Origin of the sequence: Streptomyces sp. CA-278952 (assembly GCF_028747205.1) — a bacterium.
Classification (GTDB): Bacteria; Actinomycetota; Actinomycetes; order Streptomycetales; family Streptomycetaceae; genus Streptomyces.
Map to the genome: position 1 here is coordinate 1,015,765 of NZ_CP112880.1, position 22,613 is coordinate 1,038,377.

Annotated in this window: 22 protein-coding genes; 5 read left to right on the forward strand and 17 right to left on the reverse strand. The window is 70.4% G+C overall.

Features of this window, described 5'->3' with window-relative positions; genetic code table 11:
• Positions 1 to 11: 11 nt before the first annotated feature.
• The 14 genes from N7925_RS04400 to N7925_RS04465 form a co-directional block, all read right to left on the reverse strand.
• Entirely contained in the window at positions 12 to 1,118 is a 1,107-nt protein-coding gene (locus tag N7925_RS04400; RefSeq protein WP_274343099.1) for a beta-ketoacyl synthase N-terminal-like domain-containing protein, read from the reverse strand.
• A gap of 80 nt (positions 1,119 to 1,198) precedes the next feature.
• Positions 1,199 to 1,597 carry a hypothetical protein gene (locus N7925_RS04405; protein WP_265598175.1) on the reverse strand — a complete coding sequence of 133 codons (399 nt, stop codon included), beginning with the start codon at positions 1,595 to 1,597 and terminating at the stop codon, positions 1,199 to 1,201.
• Positions 1,597 to 2,004, reverse strand: a complete 408-nt coding sequence (locus N7925_RS04410; RefSeq protein ID WP_265598176.1) for a hypothetical protein — start codon at positions 2,002 to 2,004, stop codon at positions 1,597 to 1,599. The genes N7925_RS04405 and N7925_RS04410 overlap by 1 nt, the downstream gene beginning before the upstream one ends.
• Before the next feature lies 1 nt (position 2,005).
• Positions 2,006 to 2,332, reverse strand: a complete 327-nt coding sequence (locus N7925_RS04415) for a DsrE family protein (protein WP_265598177.1) — start codon at positions 2,330 to 2,332, stop codon at positions 2,006 to 2,008.
• A complete protein-coding gene (locus N7925_RS04420) occupies positions 2,325 to 3,317 on the reverse strand; it encodes an alpha/beta hydrolase (RefSeq protein ID WP_265598178.1) in 993 nt (330 codons plus the stop codon). The genes N7925_RS04415 and N7925_RS04420 overlap by 8 nt, the downstream gene beginning before the upstream one ends.
• Positions 3,317 to 4,129, reverse strand: a complete 813-nt coding sequence (locus N7925_RS04425; protein ID WP_265598179.1) for an SDR family oxidoreductase — start codon at positions 4,127 to 4,129, stop codon at positions 3,317 to 3,319. Before N7925_RS04425 ends, N7925_RS04420 begins: the two co-directional genes overlap by 1 nt.
• 67 nt (positions 4,130 to 4,196) lie before the next feature.
• Positions 4,197 to 5,207, reverse strand: coding sequence for a beta-ketoacyl synthase N-terminal-like domain-containing protein (locus N7925_RS04430; RefSeq protein ID WP_274343100.1), 1,011 nt, complete (start codon positions 5,205 to 5,207; stop codon positions 4,197 to 4,199).
• Positions 5,204 to 6,388, reverse strand: a complete 1,185-nt coding sequence (locus tag N7925_RS04435) for a beta-ketoacyl-[acyl-carrier-protein] synthase family protein (protein ID WP_265598181.1) — start codon at positions 6,386 to 6,388, stop codon at positions 5,204 to 5,206. The genes N7925_RS04430 and N7925_RS04435 overlap by 4 nt, the downstream gene beginning before the upstream one ends.
• Before the next feature lie 54 nt (positions 6,389 to 6,442).
• The gene (locus N7925_RS04440; protein ID WP_274343101.1) at positions 6,443 to 7,459 is read right to left on the reverse strand and encodes a thioesterase family protein; all 1,017 of its coding nucleotides are present in this window, start codon (positions 7,457 to 7,459) and stop codon (positions 6,443 to 6,445) included.
• Positions 7,452 to 8,333 (reverse strand): alpha/beta fold hydrolase, encoded by an 882-nt coding sequence (locus tag N7925_RS04445; RefSeq protein ID WP_274343102.1) that lies wholly within the window; start codon positions 8,331 to 8,333, stop codon positions 7,452 to 7,454. The genes N7925_RS04440 and N7925_RS04445 overlap by 8 nt, the downstream gene beginning before the upstream one ends.
• Positions 8,330 to 9,298 carry a beta-ketoacyl synthase N-terminal-like domain-containing protein gene (locus N7925_RS04450; RefSeq protein WP_274343103.1) on the reverse strand — a complete coding sequence of 323 codons (969 nt, stop codon included), beginning with the start codon at positions 9,296 to 9,298 and terminating at the stop codon, positions 8,330 to 8,332. Before N7925_RS04450 ends, N7925_RS04445 begins: the two co-directional genes overlap by 4 nt.
• Positions 9,295 to 10,470, reverse strand: a complete 1,176-nt coding sequence (locus tag N7925_RS04455; protein ID WP_274343104.1) for a beta-ketoacyl synthase N-terminal-like domain-containing protein — start codon at positions 10,468 to 10,470, stop codon at positions 9,295 to 9,297. Before N7925_RS04455 ends, N7925_RS04450 begins: the two co-directional genes overlap by 4 nt.
• Positions 10,467 to 11,699 carry a beta-ketoacyl-[acyl-carrier-protein] synthase family protein gene (locus N7925_RS04460; protein WP_030590830.1) on the reverse strand — a complete coding sequence of 411 codons (1,233 nt, stop codon included), beginning with the start codon at positions 11,697 to 11,699 and terminating at the stop codon, positions 10,467 to 10,469. The genes N7925_RS04455 and N7925_RS04460 overlap by 4 nt, the downstream gene beginning before the upstream one ends.
• A 77-nt stretch (positions 11,700 to 11,776) precedes the next feature.
• A complete protein-coding gene (locus N7925_RS04465) occupies positions 11,777 to 12,031 on the reverse strand; it encodes an acyl carrier protein (RefSeq protein ID WP_265598186.1) in 255 nt (84 codons plus the stop codon).
• Between the two features lie 329 nt (positions 12,032 to 12,360).
• On the opposite strand from N7925_RS04465, the gene N7925_RS04470 reads away from it, so the two are divergent.
• Both N7925_RS04470 and N7925_RS04475 read left to right on the forward strand, forming a co-directional pair.
• Positions 12,361 to 13,812 (forward strand): cytochrome P450, encoded by a 1,452-nt coding sequence (locus tag N7925_RS04470; RefSeq protein WP_274343105.1) that lies wholly within the window; start codon positions 12,361 to 12,363, stop codon positions 13,810 to 13,812.
• 22 nt (positions 13,813 to 13,834) lie between these two features.
• Positions 13,835 to 14,785, forward strand: coding sequence for a 4'-phosphopantetheinyl transferase family protein (locus N7925_RS04475; RefSeq protein ID WP_265598188.1), 951 nt, complete (start codon positions 13,835 to 13,837; stop codon positions 14,783 to 14,785).
• A gap of 76 nt (positions 14,786 to 14,861) precedes the next feature.
• On the opposite strand, the gene N7925_RS04480 is transcribed toward N7925_RS04475, so the two are convergent.
• Positions 14,862 to 15,812, reverse strand: a complete 951-nt coding sequence (locus tag N7925_RS04480; RefSeq protein ID WP_274343106.1) for an ACP S-malonyltransferase — start codon at positions 15,810 to 15,812, stop codon at positions 14,862 to 14,864.
• A 254-nt stretch (positions 15,813 to 16,066) separates the two neighbouring features.
• Between N7925_RS04480 and N7925_RS04485 the strand changes: the two genes are divergently transcribed.
• From N7925_RS04485 to N7925_RS04495, 3 genes are read left to right on the forward strand one after another with little or no spacing between them, the layout of a single operon-like run.
• Positions 16,067 to 18,847, forward strand: coding sequence for a non-ribosomal peptide synthetase (locus tag N7925_RS04485; protein ID WP_274343107.1), 2,781 nt, complete (start codon positions 16,067 to 16,069; stop codon positions 18,845 to 18,847).
• Positions 18,844 to 19,770, forward strand: coding sequence for an NAD-dependent epimerase/dehydratase family protein (locus tag N7925_RS04490; RefSeq protein ID WP_265598191.1), 927 nt, complete (start codon positions 18,844 to 18,846; stop codon positions 19,768 to 19,770). The genes N7925_RS04485 and N7925_RS04490 overlap by 4 nt, the downstream gene beginning before the upstream one ends.
• A 54-nt stretch (positions 19,771 to 19,824) precedes the next feature.
• Entirely contained in the window at positions 19,825 to 20,202 is a 378-nt protein-coding gene (locus tag N7925_RS04495) for a nuclear transport factor 2 family protein (protein WP_274343108.1), read from the forward strand.
• 233 nt (positions 20,203 to 20,435) lie between these two features.
• Here N7925_RS04495 and N7925_RS04500 read toward each other — a convergent pair whose 3' ends face one another.
• Both N7925_RS04500 and N7925_RS04505 read right to left on the reverse strand, forming a co-directional pair.
• Entirely contained in the window at positions 20,436 to 21,596 is a 1,161-nt protein-coding gene (locus N7925_RS04500) for an MAB_1171c family putative transporter (RefSeq protein ID WP_274343109.1), read from the reverse strand.
• A gap of 142 nt (positions 21,597 to 21,738) precedes the next feature.
• On the reverse strand, positions 21,739 to 22,542 hold the full coding sequence (locus N7925_RS04505) for a LuxR family transcriptional regulator (protein WP_274343110.1): 804 nt from the start codon (positions 22,540 to 22,542) through the stop codon (positions 21,739 to 21,741).
• Positions 22,543 to 22,613 lie beyond the last annotated feature (71 nt).

Consider the following 22,613-nt stretch of genomic DNA (forward strand, 5'->3'; position numbering starts at 1 on the left):
GGGGTGCCCGGTCAGCACAGGCGGAGGACGGCGCAGCCGACGACACCGTCGCGGTCCACGGAGGTGATCAGCGCGATCTGCCCCTTGGCGTCCTCGCGCCCTTCGGCCGCCACCAGCACCGCGGCGATCTGGAAGGCCGCGGCAGCCGCGTGGGTGTCGCCGATCAGGTCGGCGCAGCGCACCGGTTCGGGCTGATGGTTTCCGAGCACGTCGGCCAGGGCGTCCTGCTCGGCGGCCCCCCGTGCGCCGGCGGCCTGCGAGTGGGAGAGGTAGCGCACGTCGTCGGGCCGGACGCCGGTCCTCTCCAGGACGCGCCGGACGCAGTCGGCGAGCACGGTGGCTTCGGTGCCGGCTTCGTGGTAGACACCGCACTCCAGGCCGAGCACCTCGGCCAGGCCGTCCCGGCCGTGCTCCTCGGCGACCTCGCCCGACTCCAGCAGCAGAACGGCGGCGCCCTCGCCGAGAACGGCATCGCTCTCGTCCTGGCCCCGGGTGTGCCACTCCAGCCAGGCCCTGGCCGACGAGAACTCCTCGACCGCGCCGAACAGGACGGTACGGGCGTGGCCGGACTTCTTCAGGCGCAGTGCGTAGTTGAGGGCCAGGAGTCCGGAGGCACGGCCGCCCGCGATGGTCGTGTTGGGGCCCTTGAGCTGGTGCCAGATCGCCGACTGGCCGGCGGCACAGTTCATCACCGTGTTGGGAAAGCGCATCGGGTCCACGAAGAAGGGCTTCTCCTGGGTCAGCGAGTCCCGGGTGAAGTCCATGATGCTCTGCGCGCTGCCGGTGCTGGTTCCCAGCACCAGAGCCGCGTCCTGGCCCACGCCGGAGATGCGCTCACCGTCGGCGTCCTGGAGCAGCCGCCCGACGGCGGCCACGGCCAGACCGGTCACCCGGTCCATGGACCGGGTCCCCTTGCGGCCCAGTACCTCGCGGTTGCTGAACCCCTTCACCAGGCAGGCGTTCTCGAACGGCACCTTCCATTCCTCGGGGTCGAGCGCGGTGGCGGCCGCGGTGCCCGAACGCAGTCCGTTCCCGAACGCGGAAACGTCCATGCCGAAGGGGGAGACAACCGACCAGGCGGAGATGAGTGGGCCGCGTACGGCAGGGGAAACTTCCATGGGACGTGCTCCTTCACTGACTTCGAGAACACTGACTTCGGGCGAACCGGCTTCAGGAGGACCGGCCTCGGGGGAACCGGTCACAGGAAATAGACGCCTCGGTAGGCGGACCAGTCCGGCAACGGGTCCGCCGGGCCGCCCCTTCGCACTGCGGGCAGCAGCCAGTCCGCTCCCGTCTCGAACAGGGCGAGGTCGTCTTCCTCGGCCCAGATCACCGCACCCTCCTCGATCAGGGTGCGCACGGACTCCCGCGGGTCGGGCAGGGTGTCGATCTTCCGGCTGCCGGCCAGCATGACCGGAGCCGGCCGGGAGCCGGCCGCCGCGTAGGTGACGGCGAGCCCGCGCAGCAGGATGTCGGTGCCGCCCTGCTGCCGGTTCAGCTCGCGGGCGAGGTAGAGCACGTCCGCGAACTGGGTCTCCAGTGCGCCGCGGTAGGCCCGCTCGATGATCAGGAGCCGCCTTCGGCCGTCCTCGCTCATCAGCACACCCCCAGGAACAGCGCGGTGTCCACCGCGTCGAGGTGTTCGGTGAATTTGAAGGGCGGGCGCTGCCTGATCCTCGGGATGTGCGGCGCGGAGCCGCGTTCCTCCGTGCAGAAGCGGCAGGAGTACCAGGTCAGCCGGTCGGGGAAGGTGTCCAGCAGTTCCGTGGCCAGGGCCGCGCTGGAGGGGTATTCGTACGACCAGTTCACCACGTTGCGCGGCTTGGTCTCGCCCAGGGCCGCGCTGGTCAGCCCCGTCGCGTGGCCGCAGGTCCAGATGTGGACGGTGGCGCCCCGCTCCAGCAGCGCCTGGGCGAGCCGGACGGCGCTGGTGACCATGTCGCTGATGTGCGGAGGCCCCATGACCGCCAGGAGCACGTCTCCGCGCGGAAGTTGCTGAGCCATGTCAGTGCCACACCCCTCGTACACCGGGTTCGAGCAGCTTTCCGGCCACCTCGTCCATCTCCACCAGCCTCGCTCCCGGCAGCAGCCGGTCCGGTCCGAACGACCTGTGGGTCGTGGAGAAGGCGTCCACCCACACCTGCCCGCCGAGTTCCAGCAGTTCGCGCAGGGCTTCGTCCGCACCGGTGAACGCCGCCGACGTGCCGTTCTCGATGAGGAACACCGAGACCTGGTGGCCGGCTCTGCGGAGCCTCGTCGCGTCGGCCACGAACCGGTCGGCGCCCGGGCCTCCCCACGGCCCCTGGGACTCGATCAGCAGATATTCATCCATGGATGTCGACCTTCTTGTCCTGTGGTCCTTCCGGGTCCGCCGGCCCCGCGCCGTCGAAGCTGCGGGTCAGGAAGGCGAGCACGCGTTCCCGGTACTCCTCCCGGTCGAACCGCAGCGCGTTCATGTGCAGGGCGTTGGGCGCCGTCCAGCGCTCGGAGTCCGGGTAGTGGTGGGCGGCCGGCGCGATCTGGGACTCGGGTACGACGAAGTCCTGTCCGCCGGCGATGAACATCAGCCGGGTCCTGAACCGGCTGAGGTCGGGCGGCCACTCGCGCACGGCCAGCATGTGCTCGCAGAACGCGCCGAAGCAGGCGCGGTAGACCGCGAAGCCCGCTCCCCCGCGCACCGACCGGGGCAGCGCCGACCTGCGCAGGGCCGCGAATTCCCGCAGCGCCGACTTGATGTCGAACGCGGGGCCGCTGTCGCAGATCACCGCGGCCAGGCGGTCGTCGAGCCGCTTCAGCACGCTGAGGGACACCCAGGTGGAGAACGAGAACCCGTACACCGCGATCTCGCCGCCGCCGAGTCCGGGGTCCGCGCGCACCCACCGCAGGACGTCCGCGAGGTCTCCGGTGTAGCGCTCGGCCATGCTCCCGTACCGCTTGTCCCGGCCGCTCTCGCCGTGATTGCGCATGTCGAACGCGAGGACGTTCCAGCCGGCCCGGTGCAGCATCTCGATGTGCCCGAGGGTGCTGGACTTGGTCCGGCCCATTCCGTGGCAGAGCACCACGGTGTGCGCCCCTTCCCCGGGCACCACCCAGCCGCGCAGCGTTATCCGGTCCCGGCTGGTGACGAGGGTGAACTCGCGCATCGGCAGGTTCTTGTTCCGCGGGCTGCGGCCGGGCTTCGACCGCGGCGGGTGGTAGAGCTCGTACGCGTGCCTGGCCGCCAGCACGACAGCGGGCAGCACGCCGGACAGGGGCAGGGAGCGCCGTCCGCGGGCCGGTTCTTCCCGCGGTGGGTGCGTGGGGTCGGGGAGCGGCATCAGGTGGTCAGCGCCTCTCCGCCGTCGACGCCGATGATGTTTCCGGTGATCCAGGAGGAGTTGCCCCGCGACAGCAGGACGACCGCTTCGGCGACGTCCTCGGGCCGGGTGAGCCGCTGGTGCGGGTTGTTGCCGGCCGCGAGCGCGACCAGCTTCTCGTGCCCGGGGATCCGCTCCAGCGAGGGCGTCATGGTCACCCCGGCCCGCAGCGAGTTGACCGCCACCCTGCTGGGCGCCAGTTCGAGGGCCAGCTGGCGGACGTGCGACTCCAGGGCGCACTTGGCGGCGGACACGGCACCGTAGTTGGCGGTCACCTTCTGGTCGCCGGCACTCGTCATCGCGTAGATCTTGGAGCCCTCGCCGAGCAGGCCGGCCCGGTGCAGATCCTGCGACCAGTACACCAGGGAGTGCGCCATCACGTTGAGTGTCATGTCGATCTGACGGCTCGTCAGCGCCTGGCCGGGCTCGTCCGCCAGATACGGCAGCAGACTACCGAAGGCCAGGGAGTGCAACAGGACCTTCAGGGGGCGCCCGCCGGTCAACTCAGCGAATTGCGGGACCAGTTCGGATCGCGTGGTGGCGCTTGCGGCATTCAGGTTGAAGAAGTGCACCGCCACTCCGGCCGAACGCAGCTCCTCGGCGGACGCCTCGGCCTTCTCCCGGCCCTCCGCCGTGTCGAAGTGCACGCCCAGGACATTGCCTCCTTCCAGGGCCAGCGCCCTGGCGGTGGCCAGCCCGATCCCGCTGGAGGCTCCGAGGACCAGGTTCCAGGTGCCCTCGAGCGACGCTGTGCCCTCAAGTGACTTCGTCATGACTCTCTTCTCTTCCTTCACGTGGTGGGGCAGGCCGTCGAGCGACGGCCCGGTCGTGGCGGGCGGGTCAGACCACGTCGTCCGGCGGGGTGAGCAGGGCGACGGCCAGATTGCCCTCGCGGGCCGCCGTGACGACCACGACCGGACCGGACAGCTCGGCCAGTGCCCCGGCGACCTGCAACAGCGGCTCCAGCGCCCCCGCCCCGGCGGTGACCAGGTCCGCTCGTGGTCCGACGGCGACCGCCACCGCGGCCGAGACCGGCGAGTCGTCGAGTACGGCGATCACCCGGTGCTCCTGGCCCGGGCCCATGCCCTGACCGGCGAGCACGGCGGCGATCCGTTCCCGTACCCGGTCGGGGCCCTCGGGCGAGGCGGCGACCTCGGGCGGCAGGAAGAAGCTGCGGACCCGGCAGCGGCCGTAGCCGGCCGTGCCCCGTTCCCGTACCTTCGCGACGGGCTCCATCACCAGGGCGACCGCACCCCGCTCGGAGACGTCGGCCCCCGGGTGCCCGGCGGGCAGCGCCTCCTCGGTGGCGCCGGCCAGCAGCCAGGACGCCCGCCCCGCCGCGATGGACCTGGCCCCGGTCTCCAGCGCCTCCAGACCTGCCACCCGCGGTGAGGTCAGCGTGAGGTTGAAGGCGCGGAAGACGTGCTCGGTGGCCAGCCGGCTGCCGAACAGGTTGATCGAGAAGTACGGTGCGGTGGCCGGGCTGAGCGCGTTCGCGCCCTCGGCCATCACGGTGTGGTCCATCGACTCGTGCAGGGCCACGGCCGCGCTGTTGGTGCCGACCATCGCACCGCGCCGCTGCTCGTCCTCCGGATCGGACTCGGGGCGCGTCTCCCCGGCGTCCGCGAGTGCGTGCTTGGCCGCTGCCAGGAAGTACTGGGTCGCGGTGGGGAGGTACTTGTAGCCGCGCCGGCCGAGCCTCTCCCGGTGGTCGAACCAGTCGCCCGGTTCGGACGGGCGGCCGGTCGCGGCCGCCGCGGCGACCGGGGTGTCCGCCCAGGGGGTGACGACTCCGATGCCCGAGATCACCAGGTCTTCGCCCGTGGACGGCGGGGGACTCGACGTGCTCATACGGCCGCCTCCTCGAGGACGAGTGACACGTTGTTGCCACCGAAGGCATAGGCGTTGACGAGCACGAACTCGCCTTCCAGCGGTGCCGCTTCGGTGGGCAGATAGATCTTGCAGGCGGGGTCCTGCTCGTCCGGCGCGATGTTCGGCGGGACGGTCCCGCGGTGCAGGATCTGTGCCGCCGCCACCGCCGCCAGCGCTGCGGCGGCTCCGCCGGTGTGTCCCAGCAGGGCCTTCAGGCTGTAGACGGGAGCCTGGTCCCGGCGCCCGTCCAGCACCTCGCCCAGCACCTGGCTCTCGACGGTGTCGTTCAGCTGTGTGCCGGTGCCGTGCGGAATGACGCAGCCGATCCGGTCGCTGCCGGCCCCGGCCTCCGCCAGGGCCTCACGCATCGCACGGGAGATCTGGCCCCCGGTCGGCTCCGGCGCCGTCGTGTGGAAGGCGTCGCAGCTCCATCCGATGCCGGACAGCTTGGCGTAGACCCGCGGAGCCTTGCGGGCCCGTGCGTGGGACGCGGACTCCAGAATCATCATTCCGGCGCCCTCGCCGAAGAGGGTCCCCTTGCGGTGCAGGTCGAAGGGCCTGCACCGCTCGGGGTCGATCGCGCCGAGCCGGTTGAAGCAGCCGAGCGCCACCCTGGAGTAGGCCTCGGCCCCGCCGGCGATGACCACGTCGGCCTCGCCGGTACGGATCAGGTCGGCGGCCATGGAGAGCCCGAACCCGCTGGCCGCGCAGGCGTTGCTGACGCTGGAGTTCGCCCCCTCGGCACCGAACCAGGACCCGACGGCCGAGGCGATGGAGAAGGTCGGTGACCAGTGGTCGCCCGCGGGCCCGTCCCCGGACCGCCACTCCTCGTGCAGACCCGAGTCGCCCATCCCGGTGCCGATGACCACGGCGACCCGTTCCGGTGCGACGTAGGCCAGTGAGGCGTCGGCCACCGCCTGTCGGGCCGCCTCGACGGCCAGCCGGGATCCGCGCCCCAGGACCAGGTCGCCGTAGCGCTCGGGCCCCGCGGGCACATCCGCATCGGGGACCTCGTACATCAGCGGCAGGTCCATCCGCGCGAACGGGTCGGCGGCCGTGGACGGCGAGCTCCTCGCCGCGGAAAGCCCCTGCCAGAATGCGTCAACTCCATTGCCCAGGTGGGAGATCACACCCATACCGGTGATCAGCACATCGTCCATCGGGTCCCTCTCCGGGATGCGGTTTCAGGTGGGGCGACTCACGGCGGCCGTCGGTCAGCCTGCGGCGGACTCACCCTTGAAGGCGCGGATCACGTGGTCGTCGAAGCTCACCAGGCTCCAGTCGCTGCGGTTCTGGAACACCGCGTAGCCGTGGGTGATCCGGCCCGTGGCGGTCTGCACCAGGCGCCCGTCACGGACCACGTAGAAGTCCGTCCTGGCCGTGTAGGTGAAGTCCTTGAAGACCTCCTCCACCGTGAAGACGGTGTAGAGGTCCTCCTCCATGAGCGCCTCGTCGAGGAACTGGATGTGCGAGCGCGGCACGACCGGGATCCACTTGCGGTCGTCGAGCAGCGTCTTGATCGAGATGCCCCGGTCGGCGAGGAAGAGGTCCACGACCTCCTCGACCTGCCGGAGGTAGCCCGACAGCGCCAGCCGCTCGTTGAAGTGGCAGTACGGGTAGGGGATGCGCCATTTCCAGCCGAAGGCGTTGTCGCCTCCGATGAGCTGCGCCAGGACCGGGTCCTCGCCCACCGTGCCGCGGCCGGCGGACAGCGCCGTGTTGGCCGCCTCGGTCACCTCGGTCCCGTGGTGGGGACCCGCCTCGGCGAAGCCGCCGAGGGCCGCGACGGCGAAGCGGGCCAGCGGGGCCGGCACGTCGACCCCTTCGAGGTAGCCGTCGATCCGCAGCGAGACCTTCACCTTGGAGGTGACCGCCTTCAGCTCCTTGCCGTCGCGCTCGACGTACAGCGTGACGTCGAAGCCCAGCAGGGTCTGGTCGTCCTTGGTCCGCGGGACCACGAGCGCCCGGGCCTCGTCGTCCTGGTGGAAGGCGTGCAGGATCCGGGTGTCGAGGTCGACGACGTCGACGCCGAGGCCGTGCTCCTCGAACAGGAACCTGGACCCCAGGCCGGAGCCCCGGAAGTGCTCCAGGACCGCTTCCTCGACCATGTAGTTGACGTGCTTGAAGCCGATCCAGGTGTTGATGTTGGAGCCCTCGTAGCGCGGCCGCAGCCGCAGGCTGTTCTCGGTCTCCAGAAGGGCCTTGACGGCCTCGGTGGTCACTTCAGTCATCTGTACCGCTCCCTCGTGGGCTGATGGGGTGTCGTCCGGGCGCCGGCCGTGGCCGGGACGCGGCGGACTCCAGGAAGTCGTTGGTCAGTTCGGCGAACTCGGCTGCCTGCTCGATCATGGCCAGATGGCCGCAGTCGCCCAGGATCTTGACGGTGGCCTCCGGGAGCGCCGCTCCCAGCGCCTCGCTGTCGGAGGGGAAGGACGAGAAGTCCGCCTCCCCACCGATCACCAGGCAGGGGCCCAGGAAGCGCTCGGTCCGCAGGTAAGGGGTGCGCAGATAGGTGTCGAAGAAGGCGGTCCAGCCGTACGGGCCCACCCGTTCGCGCACCTTCAGTGCCATGTCCTGGCGCAGTTCGCCGGTGACCCGGCCGCCGGACTGCACCCGCAGGCCTTCGGCCAGGATGCGATCGAATCCGTTGAGGTAGTAGGAGACGGACTCCCAGGTGAACTCCTCGGGAGCGGCCCGGTAGAACGGGGACACCAGGACGACGCCCCGCAGCCGGTGCCGGGTGAACGCGTCCGTCCCGTCCTCGTCACGGACGTCCGGCGCCAGACCCTGTCCGTCCAGCATCGCGAGGAGCGCGCAGGATCCGAAGGAGTGCGCCACCACCACGTCGGGGCCGCCGGGCACCTGGGCCATCGCCTGGGCCACCCAGTGGGCCGGAGAGTGTCCGGTCCAGCCGGGCACCTGCTCCGCCCGCCAGGGCAGTTCCGCGGTCCACAGCTCGTGGGGCTGGTCCCGGGAAAGGCCCAGATAGCTGTCCCAGACGTTGCCTCCGCTGGCCAGACCGTGCAGCAGCAGCACCCGCAGCGGCGAGGCGCCACGGCCGGGCCGGCGCAGGGACACCGTCACCGGCAGGTCCGACGCGCTCATGCCGCGGGTCCGGCCGGGGCGAGGAGGAGTCCGGCCACCGCGTCGTCCTGCCCGGTGCCCGACATCACCAGGGCCCGCTCGCCGGCGTCCGGCCCGCTCGCGGCGAACCAGCTGACGGCCGCCGCGACCTGGAGGACGCCCAGCGCTCCCGAGGCGCGGCCGAAGACCTCGCTGAGGTCGGTGCGCGGCACCTCCGCGGGGAGCCGGTCGCCGGTGCGGTGCCCCTCCGGGACGAACCAGGTTGCGGGCACCGCGCCGCCCTCGGGGACCAGCCGGTCCAGGCACTGGTCGATCCCGCCCTCCCTGGCGTACCGGCCGAGCACGGCGCTGCCGGCGGCCCCTCGTGCGGCGGCCGCGTCGGCCCGCTCCACCACCAGGGCGACCGCCCCGTCGAGGAGCTGCCCGGTCGGCAGACCCAGCAGTCCCCGGACGTAGCGGTTGTCGGTCTCGACACCGATCACCAGGAACCGCTCGGCGCGTCCCGCGGCCAGCGAGGAGGCGGCCCAGTAGACCGCGTCGAGGCCGGAGGTCGCACCGTTGCAGACCATCAGGTTCGGTCCGCGCAGCCCGTAGCGGATCGCCACCGTCGAGGCGACGACGTTGCTGGAGGCGTTCGGCAGGCCCATCGGGCTGATGCCGTCGACGCCGAGTTCCTTGATCCCGTCGGCGACCTCGCAGACGGTGTCCAGATTGCCCAGGTTGGAGCTCACCGCCACGCCGACCGTGCTGCCGGGCACCGTGAGGGCGTCCGTCAGCAGTCCGGCCGCGCGCAATCCGTCGGCCGCGGCGCAGAGGGCGAGCCGGGAGGCCCGGTCCTTGTACCGCAGGCCGCGCTTGCCGAGCAGGGCCGCCGGGTCCACCTCGGGCTCACCCGCGGTCGACCCGGTCCGCAGCAGGTCCGCGGGCCCGTCCACGCCGGGCAGCGCGATGCCGACACCGGTCACCAGAATCTCCGACGCACTCACTGTCCCGCCCTCTCCACGACGGCGACGGCGTTGACGCCGCCGAAGCCGAACGCGTCCACCTGGGCGAGCCGCAGCTCGGCCTCGGCATGAGCACCTCGTACGAAGCGGAAGCCGGCGGCCTCGTCGACCGGCTCGCGCAGTCCGACGGTCGGCGGCACCCGGCCCGACTCCAGGGACTTCAGGGCGACGATCAGACCGAGGAGGCCCGAACCGCCCGAGGTGTGGCCGGTCATCGACTTCACCGCGGTCATCAGCGGGTTGCCGGCGTGGGCGCCGAAGACCTGGCCGATCGCGAGGGCCTCTGCCTCGTCGTTGAGGAGCGTCCCGGTACCGTGCAGCATCACCAGGTCGATGTCCTCGGACTTCACCCCGGCGAGCCGGTGGGCGCCCAGGAGCGCCTGGGCGACTCCTTCGGCGTCCGGCGCGGTCACGTGGAACCCGTCGCAGTTGACGTACACCGAGCGCAGCAGCCCGCGGACCGTGTCGCCGAGCCGGCCGTCGGCGCGCCGGAGCACGATCGCGGCGGCTCCGTCGCCCATCAGGACGCCCTTGCGGTCCTTGTCGAACGGCCTGACCTGGTCCGGTGGCTGCATGTGCACCCGGTCCAGCAGGCCGTACATGCTCTCGGTGAGCGTGTCGACCCCGGCGACGATGACGGTCTCGGCGCCCTGGGCGGTCAGAAGATCGCTGCCCATCGCCAGGGCGTAGAGCGAGGCCGAGCACGCGTTGGAGAAGGTGTAGGTGCGCACGGCGCCGAACCGTTCCCGCAGTGCCGTCCCGAAGTGCAGCTCCGACACGTCGAACGCGGCGCCGTCCCGCCAGCCCAGCTCGGCGGAGCGCAGTTCCCGCAGTCCGGTGCCGATCAGGATCGGCACCTCGCCGAGGTCGTCCCCGAGACCCGCGTCCCGGGCCGCCTCCTCGATGGCCCTGATGAGCCAGCGGGTGGCCCGGCCCGTCACGTCGCCGCCGCCGTCCGGCCGGTCGTCGATCTCGTACGCGTGCTGGGCCCGGAACCGGCTCCGGTCGAAGCCGCGCAGTTCCGCGCGGCCGGTGCGGCCCGCGCACAGGGAGTCGAAGACCTCGTCGACCGAGCCACCGACGCTGTTGACGGCGCCGAGTCCGACGACCGCCTGGGGCTGTGCCGCGGGGTTCTCCAGCAGGGGGGCCGTCACGACCGCACCGCCTCGTACTTGCCGAAGATCACGACCGAGTTGTTGCCGCCGAACGCGAGCCCGTTGTTCTGCACCACGCGCAGGTCGGCCTCGATGGCCTCGTTGGGGACGCAGTCGACGTTGCACTCGGGGTCGGTCTCGACGTGGTTGATCGTCGGCGGGATGAACCCCTCGGTGATCGCCAGGGCGCACGCGATGGAGGACAGCGCGCTCGCGGCCCCCATGCTGTGACCGAGCATCGACTTGATCGAGATGGTCCGGGGGGTGTCGTCGCCGAACACCTGGCGGATCGCCCGTGCTTCGGTGACGTCGTTGGCCTTGGTGCCGGTGCCGTGCGCGGAGATGAAGTCCACGTCCTCGGGCTTCACGCCCGCGCCGTCGAGCGCCAGTTGCATGCACTGCGCCACGCTGTCCTGGTTCGGAGCCACGGGGTGGTACGCGTCGCAGTTGAGCCCGTATCCGAGCACCTCCGCGTAGATGTGCGCGTTGCGGGCGAGCGCCGATTCGAGGCTTTCCATCAGGAGGACTCCGGCGCCCTCACCGGTGAGGATGCCCTGGCGGTTGATGTCGAAGGGCCGGCAGACCTCCGGGGCGATGGTGCCCAGCCGGTAGAAGCCCGTGAACGTCTTCCGGCACATGGCGTCGGCACCGCCGCACAGGGCGAACTCGACTTCTCCGGTGCGGATGGCGTCGTATCCGTAGCCGATCGCGTAGTTGCCCGCCGCACAGGCGGTGGGCAGCGTCACCGCCTCGACCTGGGTGAGCTTGAACTCCCGTGCCACCGTGGCGGACAAGCGCCCGGCCGGCACCCGGGCGGCGACCTTCCGGTCCATCCGCTCGGGTCCCTCCCTGACCTCGGTCTCGACCAGCTGGTCGAGGTCCCTGGACTCGCCGTCCGTGGTGCCGATGGAGATCAGGCACCTCCGGGCGGCCAGGTCGGCCTCGTCGAGATCGGCGTCGGCGAGGGCCATCCGGGATGCCGCCACCGAGAACTGGCTCGCCCGGCCCAGCTCCTCGATGTCGAAGTTGCGGATCCACTCGCCGGGATCGAAGTCGACGATCTCGCAGCCGTTCGCGTGCTCGAACCCCTTGGTGTCGAACGCTGTGATCGGCTTGGCGGCGCTGCGGCCGGAACGAAGTCCGGCCAGGAACTCGGAGGCCCCCAGGCCGATGCTGGAAACCGCACCAAGCCCGGTTATGACAACTCTGTTCGACGATACGTCAGGCATATTCACCCCCATTTATGGTGGGCCGCACCGCGGCCACCATCAGGCTCATTCATCCATGGGCGCAGCGCCACTTTCCGCTACTTCCAGTCGGCCGATTCCGAGACGACCTCGTAGACACCCTCGAGGTTGACCATCCGGCCGAGCTCGGACTGGTTGATGACGATGTTGAACGCCTTCTCCAGGGAGGCCAGGATCTCGATCGCACGCAACGAGTCGGCGTCGTGGTCCTCCTTGAAAAGGCTCACCCGGGTGACGTCATCCGGCTCGATCTCAAGGATGTCGCAGACAATTTCCTTGATGGTTTCCTGACGTTCCGCAGTCACGGCAGTCACAGTGGATCCCTCTTCCCTGAGGCTCAACAAGCTGGATACGAGAAGGCGTTGACGAGGTCCTCCGCGTTGCCAACAAGCTATTCCGCAGGTTTCGGCTCGACAAGCAATCCGACAACTACCTGCCAGCCCCATCGGGTTCGACCGGATTCCCCGGTGTTCTGGCATTTAACTGACAGCGTCCTCGTGCAACCGGACCGCGTGGCCTGTCAGCAAGTTGCCGAGCCTGGCAGCAAACTGTGCGGTCGTTGCCGCCCCGGGATCCCCGGTGTTTCGATACCACGCACTCCGGAGCACGACGCATCACGACGTCTCCACGGAAGGGCGTGCCCATGACCCAGTCCGCCACCTCATCCCTCGCACCCGTGCCACGGCTCTCCGGCCGTGCCTTCATCGGGAACACGTGGGAGTTCAAGCAGGACCGACTCGCCCTGTTCTCCCGCACGTTCGGGGAGTGCGGGGACTTCGGCATCTACACGATCGCCGGCCAGGACGTCTACCTCGCGAACTCGGTCGAACTGGTCCACGAGATCCTCATCAAGAACGGCGGCCTGTTCGAGAAGACCGACCGGTTCCGCTCCTTCGCCCGGCCGCTGCTCGGCGACGGCCTGCTGACCGCGACGAACGAGCAGCACAGACCGAACCGGCGGATGATCCAACCGCGTTTTCACGCCGCGGCCGTGAAGACCTCCGCGGACATCGCCGCGCGGGTCTCACAGATCGTCTCGGCCCGCTGGACCGACGGCAGTGTGATCGACGTGCGGCGCGAGATGGTCTCGGTGATGCTCGGGACCGTGGGCCAGAACCTGTTCAGCCGCGACGTCCTCGGCGAAGCCGACGAGTTGGGCAACGCGCTCACCGACGCCATCCACGGGTTCGACTCCCAGGCCAGCGCGCTGATCCCGCTCACCATCGAGTGGCCCACCCCTGCGAACCTCCGCTACCGGCGTGCGATCGAGCGTCTGGAGCGGACCTTCTACGCCTTGCTCGCGGAGCGACGGGCGGCGGCCGAGAAGCCGGACGACTGGCTCGACCTCCTCATGGAGTCGACCTACGAGGACGGCACCCCGATCAGCGACAAGCAGATCCGGGACGAGGCACTCAACATGTTCATGCCTGGTCACGAGACCACTGCCACGGCGCTGAGCTGGAGCTTCCACCTGCTCGCCGAGCACCCGGAGATCTACCGGAAGCTCCTCACCGAGGTGGACGAGGTCCTCGGCGGCCGGACGCCGACGCCGGCCGACCTGCCGCGTCTTCCCTACGCCCTCCAGGTCTTCAAGGAGGCCATGCGCCTCTATCCGCCGGTCTACATGTTCACCCGGCAGGCCACTGTCGACATCGAGATCCTCGGTCACCTCATCCCGGCCGGCGCCGCCGTGGCGTTCAGCCCGTACGTGCTGCACCGCAGGGCCGACTACTTCACCGACCCGGAGCGGTTCGACCCCGACCGGTTCTCGCCCGAGCGCGAGGCCCAGCTCCCCCGGCACTCCTACCTGCCGTTCGGCGCCGGGCACCGGGTCTGCATCGGGAACCACCACGCACTGCTCAACGGCCACGTCTCCCTCGTCACGCTCGCGCAGCAGGTCCGCCTGAGCAGCGTGCCGGGGGCCTCGCCGGTCAAGGAACCCATGGTCACGCTGCGTCCGAAGGGCAGTCTGCGCATGCGGGTCGAACGACGGGCAGCGCCCGCGGGCCCCGCCGTCCGGTCCGCGACGCAGGAGCACCCGAGCCCCGGCGACACCGCCACCTCGTGCCCGTACAGCGGAACGCCCGGCCAGTAACCACCGACACGGAAGGCACCCCATGCCCCGACCCAGCGCCCGGCCCAACGCCCGATCGGGCGTACGGGGCAGCTCCGAGGACCCCGGACCCCGCACCAGCGTCGACCATGAGCTGCCGCTCGACAGCTCCGCCGACCTGGTCAACGCGATCCTCGTCTCGGCGAATCGCTCGCTCGCCGGAAAGCCGCTCCAGCGCGCGCCGGCCCGCCGCCTGTTCACCGGGGTCGGCGGCGCTCAGGCGGTACGGCCTCGCGTACATCCGGCCACCGCCGCGTACGCCACGGTGTCGACCACCGCCGAGGTGCTCAACCATCCGGCGGCGCGGGAAGGCCTGCTGACTCCGGTCGAGCGCGGGCGGGCCGCGCGGTTCCGGCACGAGGCCTCGCGGCTGGACTTCGTCGCAGCGCATCTGCTCGTCCGCCTGTGTGCGGGCCGGGTGCTGGGCGTCGAGGCGGCCGACATCGAGCTGGCGCAGTACTGCGACGAGTGCGCACAGCACGGTCACGGCCGACCGTATGTGCCGAACCACCCCGATGTGCGGGTCAGCCTCTCGCACACCCGAGGTGTCGTCGCCGCCGCGGCCGGCCCCTCGGCCCTAGGGATCGACGTCGAGTTGCTGGGCCGTCGGAAGGTGGACTCCGCGGTGCTCGAACAGGTCCTGTCGCGGGGCGAGTTGTGTCTGTCCGGGCGGTCCGCCGACCCGCAGGGTGTCTTCATGCGGCAGTGGGTGCGCAAGGAGGCCCTGGTGAAGGCCGGCCGGACGTCGAGGGACACGATGCGCGAGGTCGACCTCTCGGGGCTGCCGCTCATGCCGGGCGGATCCGGCACCTCGGTGCTGCGCAGCCGCTTCGAGAAGTTCCACGTCCTCGATCTGGCGGACAGGCGACGCGGTGCGCTGGCCGCCGTGGTGAGCGCCGCCCCGGTCCTGCTCACCGGTGAGATCCGCCCGCCGCTCTCGCTCGCTTCGCACTGAAGCGCGGCGCGAACGCCTCGCGGGGTGGCGGGGCTGCCGGGAACCTCGTCCCCGGCAGCCCCGCCACTCCGGCCCTTCAGGTAGCGACGGCCACGTCCCGGACGGGCTCCAGAGCGTCCGGCCCGTTCAGTGACACGACCTCGACCTCGGGGTCGATCCGCTTGATCAGGCCGGCCAGCGTACGTCCCGGACCGAGTTCGACCAGTTTCCGGCAGCCGAGCACACCGGTCAGGGTCCGTACGCTCCGCTCCCACAGCACCGGCGAGGTCAGCTGCCGGACACCCAGCTCGGTCCAGTCGCCGTCGCCGCCGTACGGCTCGGCATCGACATTGGCCACGACGGGCAGGTGCGCGGGGGCGAACGCGGTGTCCTTCAGCGCCCTGCGCAGGGGCGCGACCGCCGGGGCCATGTAGGGGCTGTGGAAGGCGCCGCCCACCTGGAGCCGGATCATCTTCCCGCCGATCGAGGGCGCGTACTCCTCGACCAGCGCGACCCCTTCGGGAGAGCCCGACACCACGGTCTGGCCGGGGGCGTTCACATTGGCGACCCACACCTCCGGGCCCGACGCCCGCACCGCGGCCACCAGATCGTCCACTTCGGGCAGCGGCGCGGCGACCAGGACCCCCATGGTGCCCGCTCGCTGCTCGGCGGCGTCCCTCATGGCACGGCCGCGCGCGGCCACCAGGGCGGCGGCCGCGCTCACGGTCAGCGCGCCCGCCGCGGTGAGGGCCGCGTACTCACCCAGGCTGTGGCCCGCGCAGGCGACGACCGTGGTGCCGAGCGCTCCGCGCCGTACCGCTTCGGCATGGGCGACCACGGCAACCGAGAAGACGGTGAGCTGTGCCAGATCGGTACGCCGCAGCTGGTCGGTGGGGGTGTGCAGCAACAGCTCGGCGAGGTCCTCCCCGGTGGCCTCGGAAATCTCCTCGGTGAGCTCCCACGACGGAGTTTCCCGCCACTGCTCACCCATCCCCTGCCGCTGCGTTCCCTGGCCCGGAAATACCAGCCCGATGGGCAACTGACTCATGGATCCGCCTTCTGGCCGGCCTGCCCCGACGGGCTGGCAGTCGCTTCTTGGCGCCCCATGGAAGTTCCTTGATCCGGCCCTTTACAAGAGCCCTTTCAGGAAGCTGCCACGAACGGCCCCGAGGCGCGTCCGCCGATCGCCCTGTCCACTAGATGTCACCCTGTGTCCACTAAATGCCATCGCGCGCCACCTGTGGCAACCGGACCCTACTGTTCTCCCGTGACTCGCACGACCGGCCGGACGGGAGAACGAGAATGAAGGGGACCGGAGGGAAAGTGACCGCTTCACCGCCGCGCACCATCGCCGGCCTACTGACCCGGGCGGCGCGGAACCATCCAGATGCGGGACTCGACTACTGCCGGGGCGGCGCATCCGCCCCGTACATTTCCCAGAGATATCCGGAATTGCTGAGACAGGCCGGCGAAATTCTCGCCGCACTGCGGTCGCGCGGCCTCGTGACCCAGGACAGGGTCGTGCTGTGTCTGGAGCACCCGGGGGAATTCCTCACCGCCTTCTGGGCCTGCGTACTGGGCGGTTTCGTGCCCTGCCCGCTCGCGCCGGTGCACGGCGATCCGGAGCGCTGGACCGCCCAGCTCCGCCATGTCGACCGGCTGCTGGATGCGCCCCTGATCGTCACCAGTGCCTCGCTCGCCGCCGGACTGCCCCGGGTCGACGGGGTCCGCGTCTCCACGCTGGAGTCGCTGTACGGACACGAACCGGCGACCGAGTCGCACGAGGCGGACCCCGAGGACACGGCCGTACTGGTCCTGACGTCGGGTTCCACCGGCAACTCCAAGGCGGTCGAGCTCACCCACGCCAATCTGCTGGCGTCCATGGCGGGCAAGAACGGCTGCCACCGGCTCACCCCGGCGGACACCACGCTCAACTGGATCTCCTTCGACCATGTGGCCGCCCTCCTCGAATGCCATCTGCTGCCGATGTACGTGGGCTGCCGCCAACTGCACGTCGAAGCGGCGGTGATACTCGGCGATCCCCTGGAGTTTCCGAGGCTCATGTCCCGGCACGGTGTCACGATGACCTTCACCCCCAACTTCCTGCTGGGGCTGCTGAATTCGTCCGACATCGGCGCCGAGACCTTCGACCTGGGCCGGGTGCGCCACATCATCAGCGGCGGTGAGGCCGTGGTCGTCGCCACCGGCCGCGCCTTCCTCGACCGCTTCGCGCCGCACGGCCTCGCCCCCGACGCCCTGTGGCCCGCCTTCGGGATGACCGAGACCTGCGCGGGGAGCGTCTACTCCCGCGGCTTCCCGCAGACGGACGCCCACGCGGAGTTCGCCAACCTCGGGGCCCCCGTCGAGCGGCTGAGCATCCGCATCGCCGACGAGCGCGACCGGGCGCTGCCCGAGGGCACCGTCGGCGAGCTCCAGCTCTGCGGCCCCATGATCAGTCCCGGCTACCACAACGACGCGCGGGCCACCGCGGACTCCCGCACCGCCGACGGCTGGTTCCGCAGCGGTGACCTGGGACGCGTCGACGAGGGCCGGCTGACCCTGGTGGGACGCAGCAAGGACAGCGTCATCGTCAACGGGGTCAACTACTTCAGCCATGACATCGAAGCCGTGCTCGAACAGCTCGAAGGGGTGGCGGGGTCCTATGTCGCCGCCTTCCCCACCCGGCCCGCCGGGAGCGACACGGAGCACCTGGTGATCGCCTTCCACCCGGCGCCGGAGGCCACCGCCCCGGGCGACGAGACGCACCTCTGCCGGGTGCTGGCGGCGGTGCGCAGCACCACGGTGATGCACTGGGGATTCAGACCGGCCCTGATCCTTCCGCTGCCGAAGGACGCCTTCCCCAAGACCAGCCTCGGCAAGATCCAGCGTGCGCTGATGCGCAGGCGGCTGGAGGCCGGCGCCTATGACGAGGCCGTGCGCGAGGTGGCCGAGGTCAGCCTGCGCAGGCTCGGCGGTCACACGCCCCCCGAGGGCGAGACCGAACGGGTGCTGACCGAGATCTACGCCGAGCTGTTCGACACCGATCCCGGCTCGATCAGTGTCCACGCGAACTTCTTCGACCTGGGCGGGACGTCACTGGACATCCTGCGGCTGCGCAGCAAGGTCGCCGGGCGACTGGACGCCCACGGTCTCCAGATCATCCACGTGCTGACGGCTCCCACCGTGCGCATGCTCGCCGCGAAGCTGGCCGGGGACGCGCAGCCGGACGCGTGGACGTACGACCCGGTCGTGCCGATGCAGCTCACTGGCGAGAAGACCCCGCTGTTCTGCGTCCACCCGGGTGTCGGCGAAGTACTGGTCTTCGTCAACCTCGCCCAGTACTTCGTGGGCGACCGCCCGTTCTACGCACTGCGCGCCCGTGGCTTCAACGAGGGCGAGAAGCCCTTCACCAGCTTCGAGGAGATGGTGGACACGTATGTGGCCGCCATCCGCGAGCGTCAGCCGCACGGCCCGTACGCGGTCGCCGGCTACTCCTTCGGCGGCGCGGTGGCCTTCGAGATCGCCAAGGTCCTGGAGGCGGCCGGCGAGCGGGTCGACTTCGTCGGCAGCTTCAACCTCCCGCCGCACATCAAGTACCGCATGGACGAACTCGACTTCGTCGAGACCGCGGTGAATCTCGCCTTCTTCCTCGGCCTCATCGACAGGAAGCACTCCCTCGACCTGCCCGAGCGGTTGCGCGCGTTGCCGCGGGAGGAACAGTCGGCCCGCCTCATCGACATCGCCCCCTCGGACAGGATCGCGGAACTCGACCTGGATCCCCAGAAGTTCAGCGCCTGGGCGCAGCTGGCCGACGGTCTCACCGACCTCGGTCGCGGCTACGAGCCGAGCGGCCGTGTCCGGTCCATGAGCGTCTTCTACGCCGTTCCGCTGCGCGGCTCCAAGGAGGACTGGCTGCGCGACGAACTGCGCCGCTGGGACGAGCACACCACCGGGGCCAACCGGTACGTCGATGTGCCGGGTGAGCACTACACGCTCATGGGCCCCCGGCACGTGGCCGCCTTCCAGGCGATTCTGCGCCGGGAACTCGATCTGTCCATGGGCGATGCGGAGGAACAGCGGTGAGCGCCAAGAAGATCCTGATCACCGGCGGTACGGGGCAGGTCGCCCGACCGCTGGCCGAAGCACTGGCCCCCGAGAACGAGGTCTGGTGCCTGGGCAGGTTCGGCGCGCCGGACATCGAGCGGCAGTTGAACGTCCAGGGCATCAACACCTGGCGCTGGGACATGGACGACCTCTCCCAGGACGGCCTCATAGGCCTGCCCAGGGACTTCACCCATGTGGTGCACTCCGCCGTCCGGCGCGGTGAGGACGGTGACTTCAACGCCGCCATCGAGGTCAACTCGGTCGCCGCGGGGCGGCTGATGACGCACTGCCGGACCGCCGAAGGATTCCTGTACGTCTCCACCGGCGCCGTCTACTCCCGGCAGACCCTCGATCACGCGTACACCGAGACCGACCCCGTCGACGGGGTGGCCGACTGGCTCCCCGCCTATCCGGTCGGCAAGATCGCGACCGAGGGTGCGGTGCGGGCGTTCGCCCGCGTCCTCGGCCTCCCCACCACCATCGCACGGCTCAACATCGCGTACGGGCCGAACGGTTATGGCGGGGTTCCCCTGCTGTACTTCAAACGGATGCTGGCCGGGGAGCCCATTCCCGTACCTCTGGACGGGCGGCAGAACTGGTTCTCCCCGCTGTACGCCGACGACCTCGTGGCCCAGGTCCCCCGGTTGTGGGAGGCCGCTTCGGTCCCGGCCACGCTGGTGAACTGGGGCGGTGACGAACCGGTCGGCATGACCGACTGCATTCGGTACATGGAGAGTCTCACCGGAGTTCCGGCGAAGCTCGTGGAGAGCGAAGTGACCCGGGAGACCTACCGTTTCGACCCGACGCTGCGGCGGAGGCTGACCGGCCCCTGCACGACGAGCTGGCGCGACGGCATCCGACGCACCTTCGAAGCGCTCCACCCCGAACACCTCGAACACTGACGGACCGGGAGAGAGGTTCACCGACCTGTGCCACACCGGACGGACCATCTAGAAGTGATCCACGCCGCCTACCGCGCCTTCCAGACGCGCGATGTGGAGGCGCTGCTGGCCACGCTCGACCCCGCGGTCGAGTGGGTGCATCCCGCCGGGATGGCGCGGTACGGCCTCGGCGGGACCAGGGTCGGGCACGCCGGCGTGCGGGAGTTCCTGTCCAAGGTCCCCGCCGTGCTGAGCGGTATGCGGCTGGAGCCGCTGGAATTCCTCCGCTCGGGCGACCGGGTGGTGGTGTTCGGCGTACGGCAGGTCACCTCGTTGAGCGGCCACACCGAGACCCTCGACTTCGTCCACTCCTGGACGCTGCGCGGGGGCCGGGCCGTACGCATGGAGGACATCTTCGACACGGTACGGTTCGCGCGCCTGATCGACACCTGAGAAGCGGGCAACACGCCGATCCGGCCGCGGTTCGAACCGCTCCGGTGCCGCAGACCGCCACGTACCCACCACCGAGGAGAACACCGCCGTGCCGACTCTGCTCCGCCTCGAGTCCAGTACCCGGACCCGCCTGGAAGCGTGGCGCATGTGCCGCGGCTCGCGCGGTTCCAGGAGATGGCCGCGCTGTCACTGAAGGAGGCACAGGCCCAGGTGCGTGCGGCGGCCCGGAACGCTCAGCCCGGCCTGCCGAGCTCCCGGTAGACCGACGCGACCTTGGTGAGCCATGCCACCTCGGAGGTGAAGTTGACCGTGTCGCGGTCGTCGAAGTCCCCCACGTCCTTGCTGTCGTGGGGGGCGGCGCCGGTGCGCTTGGCGTGCAGGGCCCGTCTGATCTGTGCCGCTTCGACGAAGGCCTGCCGTTCCTCCTCGCCCGCCCCCGCGGCTGCCGCGCCCTCGGCGCCGTGGGCGGTGCGGTCGATGTAGGGCCGCAGTTCCCGCCAGCCGTCCCGTATCTCGACGGCCCGGCGGTGGAGACGGTAGCGGAGGTCGAAGACCGAGGCCGGCCTCGGCGGTTCCAGCGCGATGTCCGGCGAGGACTCGTACAGGTCCCGCCAGAGCGGATACAGGGTCCGGTAGGAGTGGTAACTGGACACCCATTGAGATGACTTGTCCAGCCTCCCCTCCCAGGAGGGGATGGTCAGGCCCAGCGAGAGAACGACGATGCCCGCCGCACTGAACACGGAGGCCGCGCCCTGCCACCCCCCGATGTCGATCCCCCAGGCCGCGGTGAGCACATTGACCGTCCTGGCCACGCAGTACAAGAAGAGGATCGCCGCGGCCACCGACAGCAGCCGCAGGGCCTGGCGCAGCGAGGCCTTCGACGTCATGCGGGCGTAGGCCCCGCACTGGCGGAAGATCGTGACGCACGGAACCGCCTGGGAGACGATGAAGACCGTGAGGTAGAGGAGGACCAGCGGCTGCCCGCTGCCGGTGTTGAAGTCGGAAGCCGGCCGGTCCGTCCCGTCGGCGAGGAGGAACAGTGTGGTCAGCAGCACGCCCAGCGTGACGCCGGCGGCCAGCCAGTAACGGGCCCTGCGCGCGGCGTCCTTCGGCTCCGCGGCCCAGCGCAGCAGGATGATCTGAGCACTGACGCAGAACGCGACGGCCGACACGTGCATCAGCAGCACGGACAGGTTCCCCACGCCCAGGAAGCTGTCGCTCACCATCGCGGCGGTGCCCATCGTGAAGGTGAGGCTCTGGAACAGCAGGGTGGCGAGGAGCGCGCGGTAGGAGCTGTCCCGCCGGCTGCGCCGCAACTGGCACAGCCGGTAGGCGAGGGCCGCGTAGGAAGAGAACGCCGCGACGACGAAGCAGAGGGTCCTGATGGTGTTCACAGCCTGGCTCCCGACCGGTGCCGAGCGGCACGTGGTTGAGTCGATCTCGGTGTTCTCCCGCCCCGCGGAGCTACGCCCCGGGACACCCGGGGTCTTTCGTTTGGATCAGCCCGACATGATCCGCACGAGAGGCCCTAGGGGTTCAGCGGTTCGGACGCCCCGGCGGGGGTCGGCTCGCGGAGGAGTGAGGGGGCGGGAGCAGGCCGAGTTCGGCGGCCCGCACTCCGGCCTGGAAACGGGAGCTCGCCCCGAGGAGGGACATGACCTCGGCCACGTAACGCCGGTAGGTCCGCACGGAGACGGCGTTCTCGCGCGCGGCGATCTCGTCGGTGACCCCGCTTCCCAGAGCGGTGAGTATGCGCTGGACGAGGGCCGCCCGGTCCCGGCCGTCGAAGACGGTGTTCTCGCCGGCGGGGGCCGCATCGCTCCACACGCTCTGGAAGAACGCCTGGAGGGTGCGCAGCACCTCCGGCACCCGGATCACGGAGGCCCTGCGGCCGACCGCGGACTCGGTGACCACGAAGGCGGCGCCGCCGTCGATGATGATCGCCTGCAGCGGGGGCATGCGCGCGACGCGGACCTCCACCGGCCGTTCGCTGCCGAACTGTTCGCGTGCGAATTCGTTGTCGAGCAGGGCCGGGGTGGTGAGCAGGCGGATGGCGACGCCGACGGCCGCGGAGCGGAGCAGGTCCCGTTCCACCCGGTCCGAGTGCCGCGCCGCCTGGTCCGATGCGCTCGGAGGCCGCGCATGAACGATGTCGATGGTGCGGGTGGCCCCGTTGATCAGGTTCTGCGCGGTGTCCAGCACCGTGCCGTACTCGCCGTCCACCGAGGCGATCAGCTGCTCCTGGACGGTGTGGTCCCGGTGGATGGCGACGGACGACTCGATGAGCGCCTGCACCTCGAGCAGTGCCAGTTCCAGTTTGTCCTCGCGTCGGTCCAGCACGTCTGCTCGTCCTCTCCTGTTCGCATCACGCCGGGGGCCCCGCACCCGGTGGGGTGCGGTTCCCCCGTACA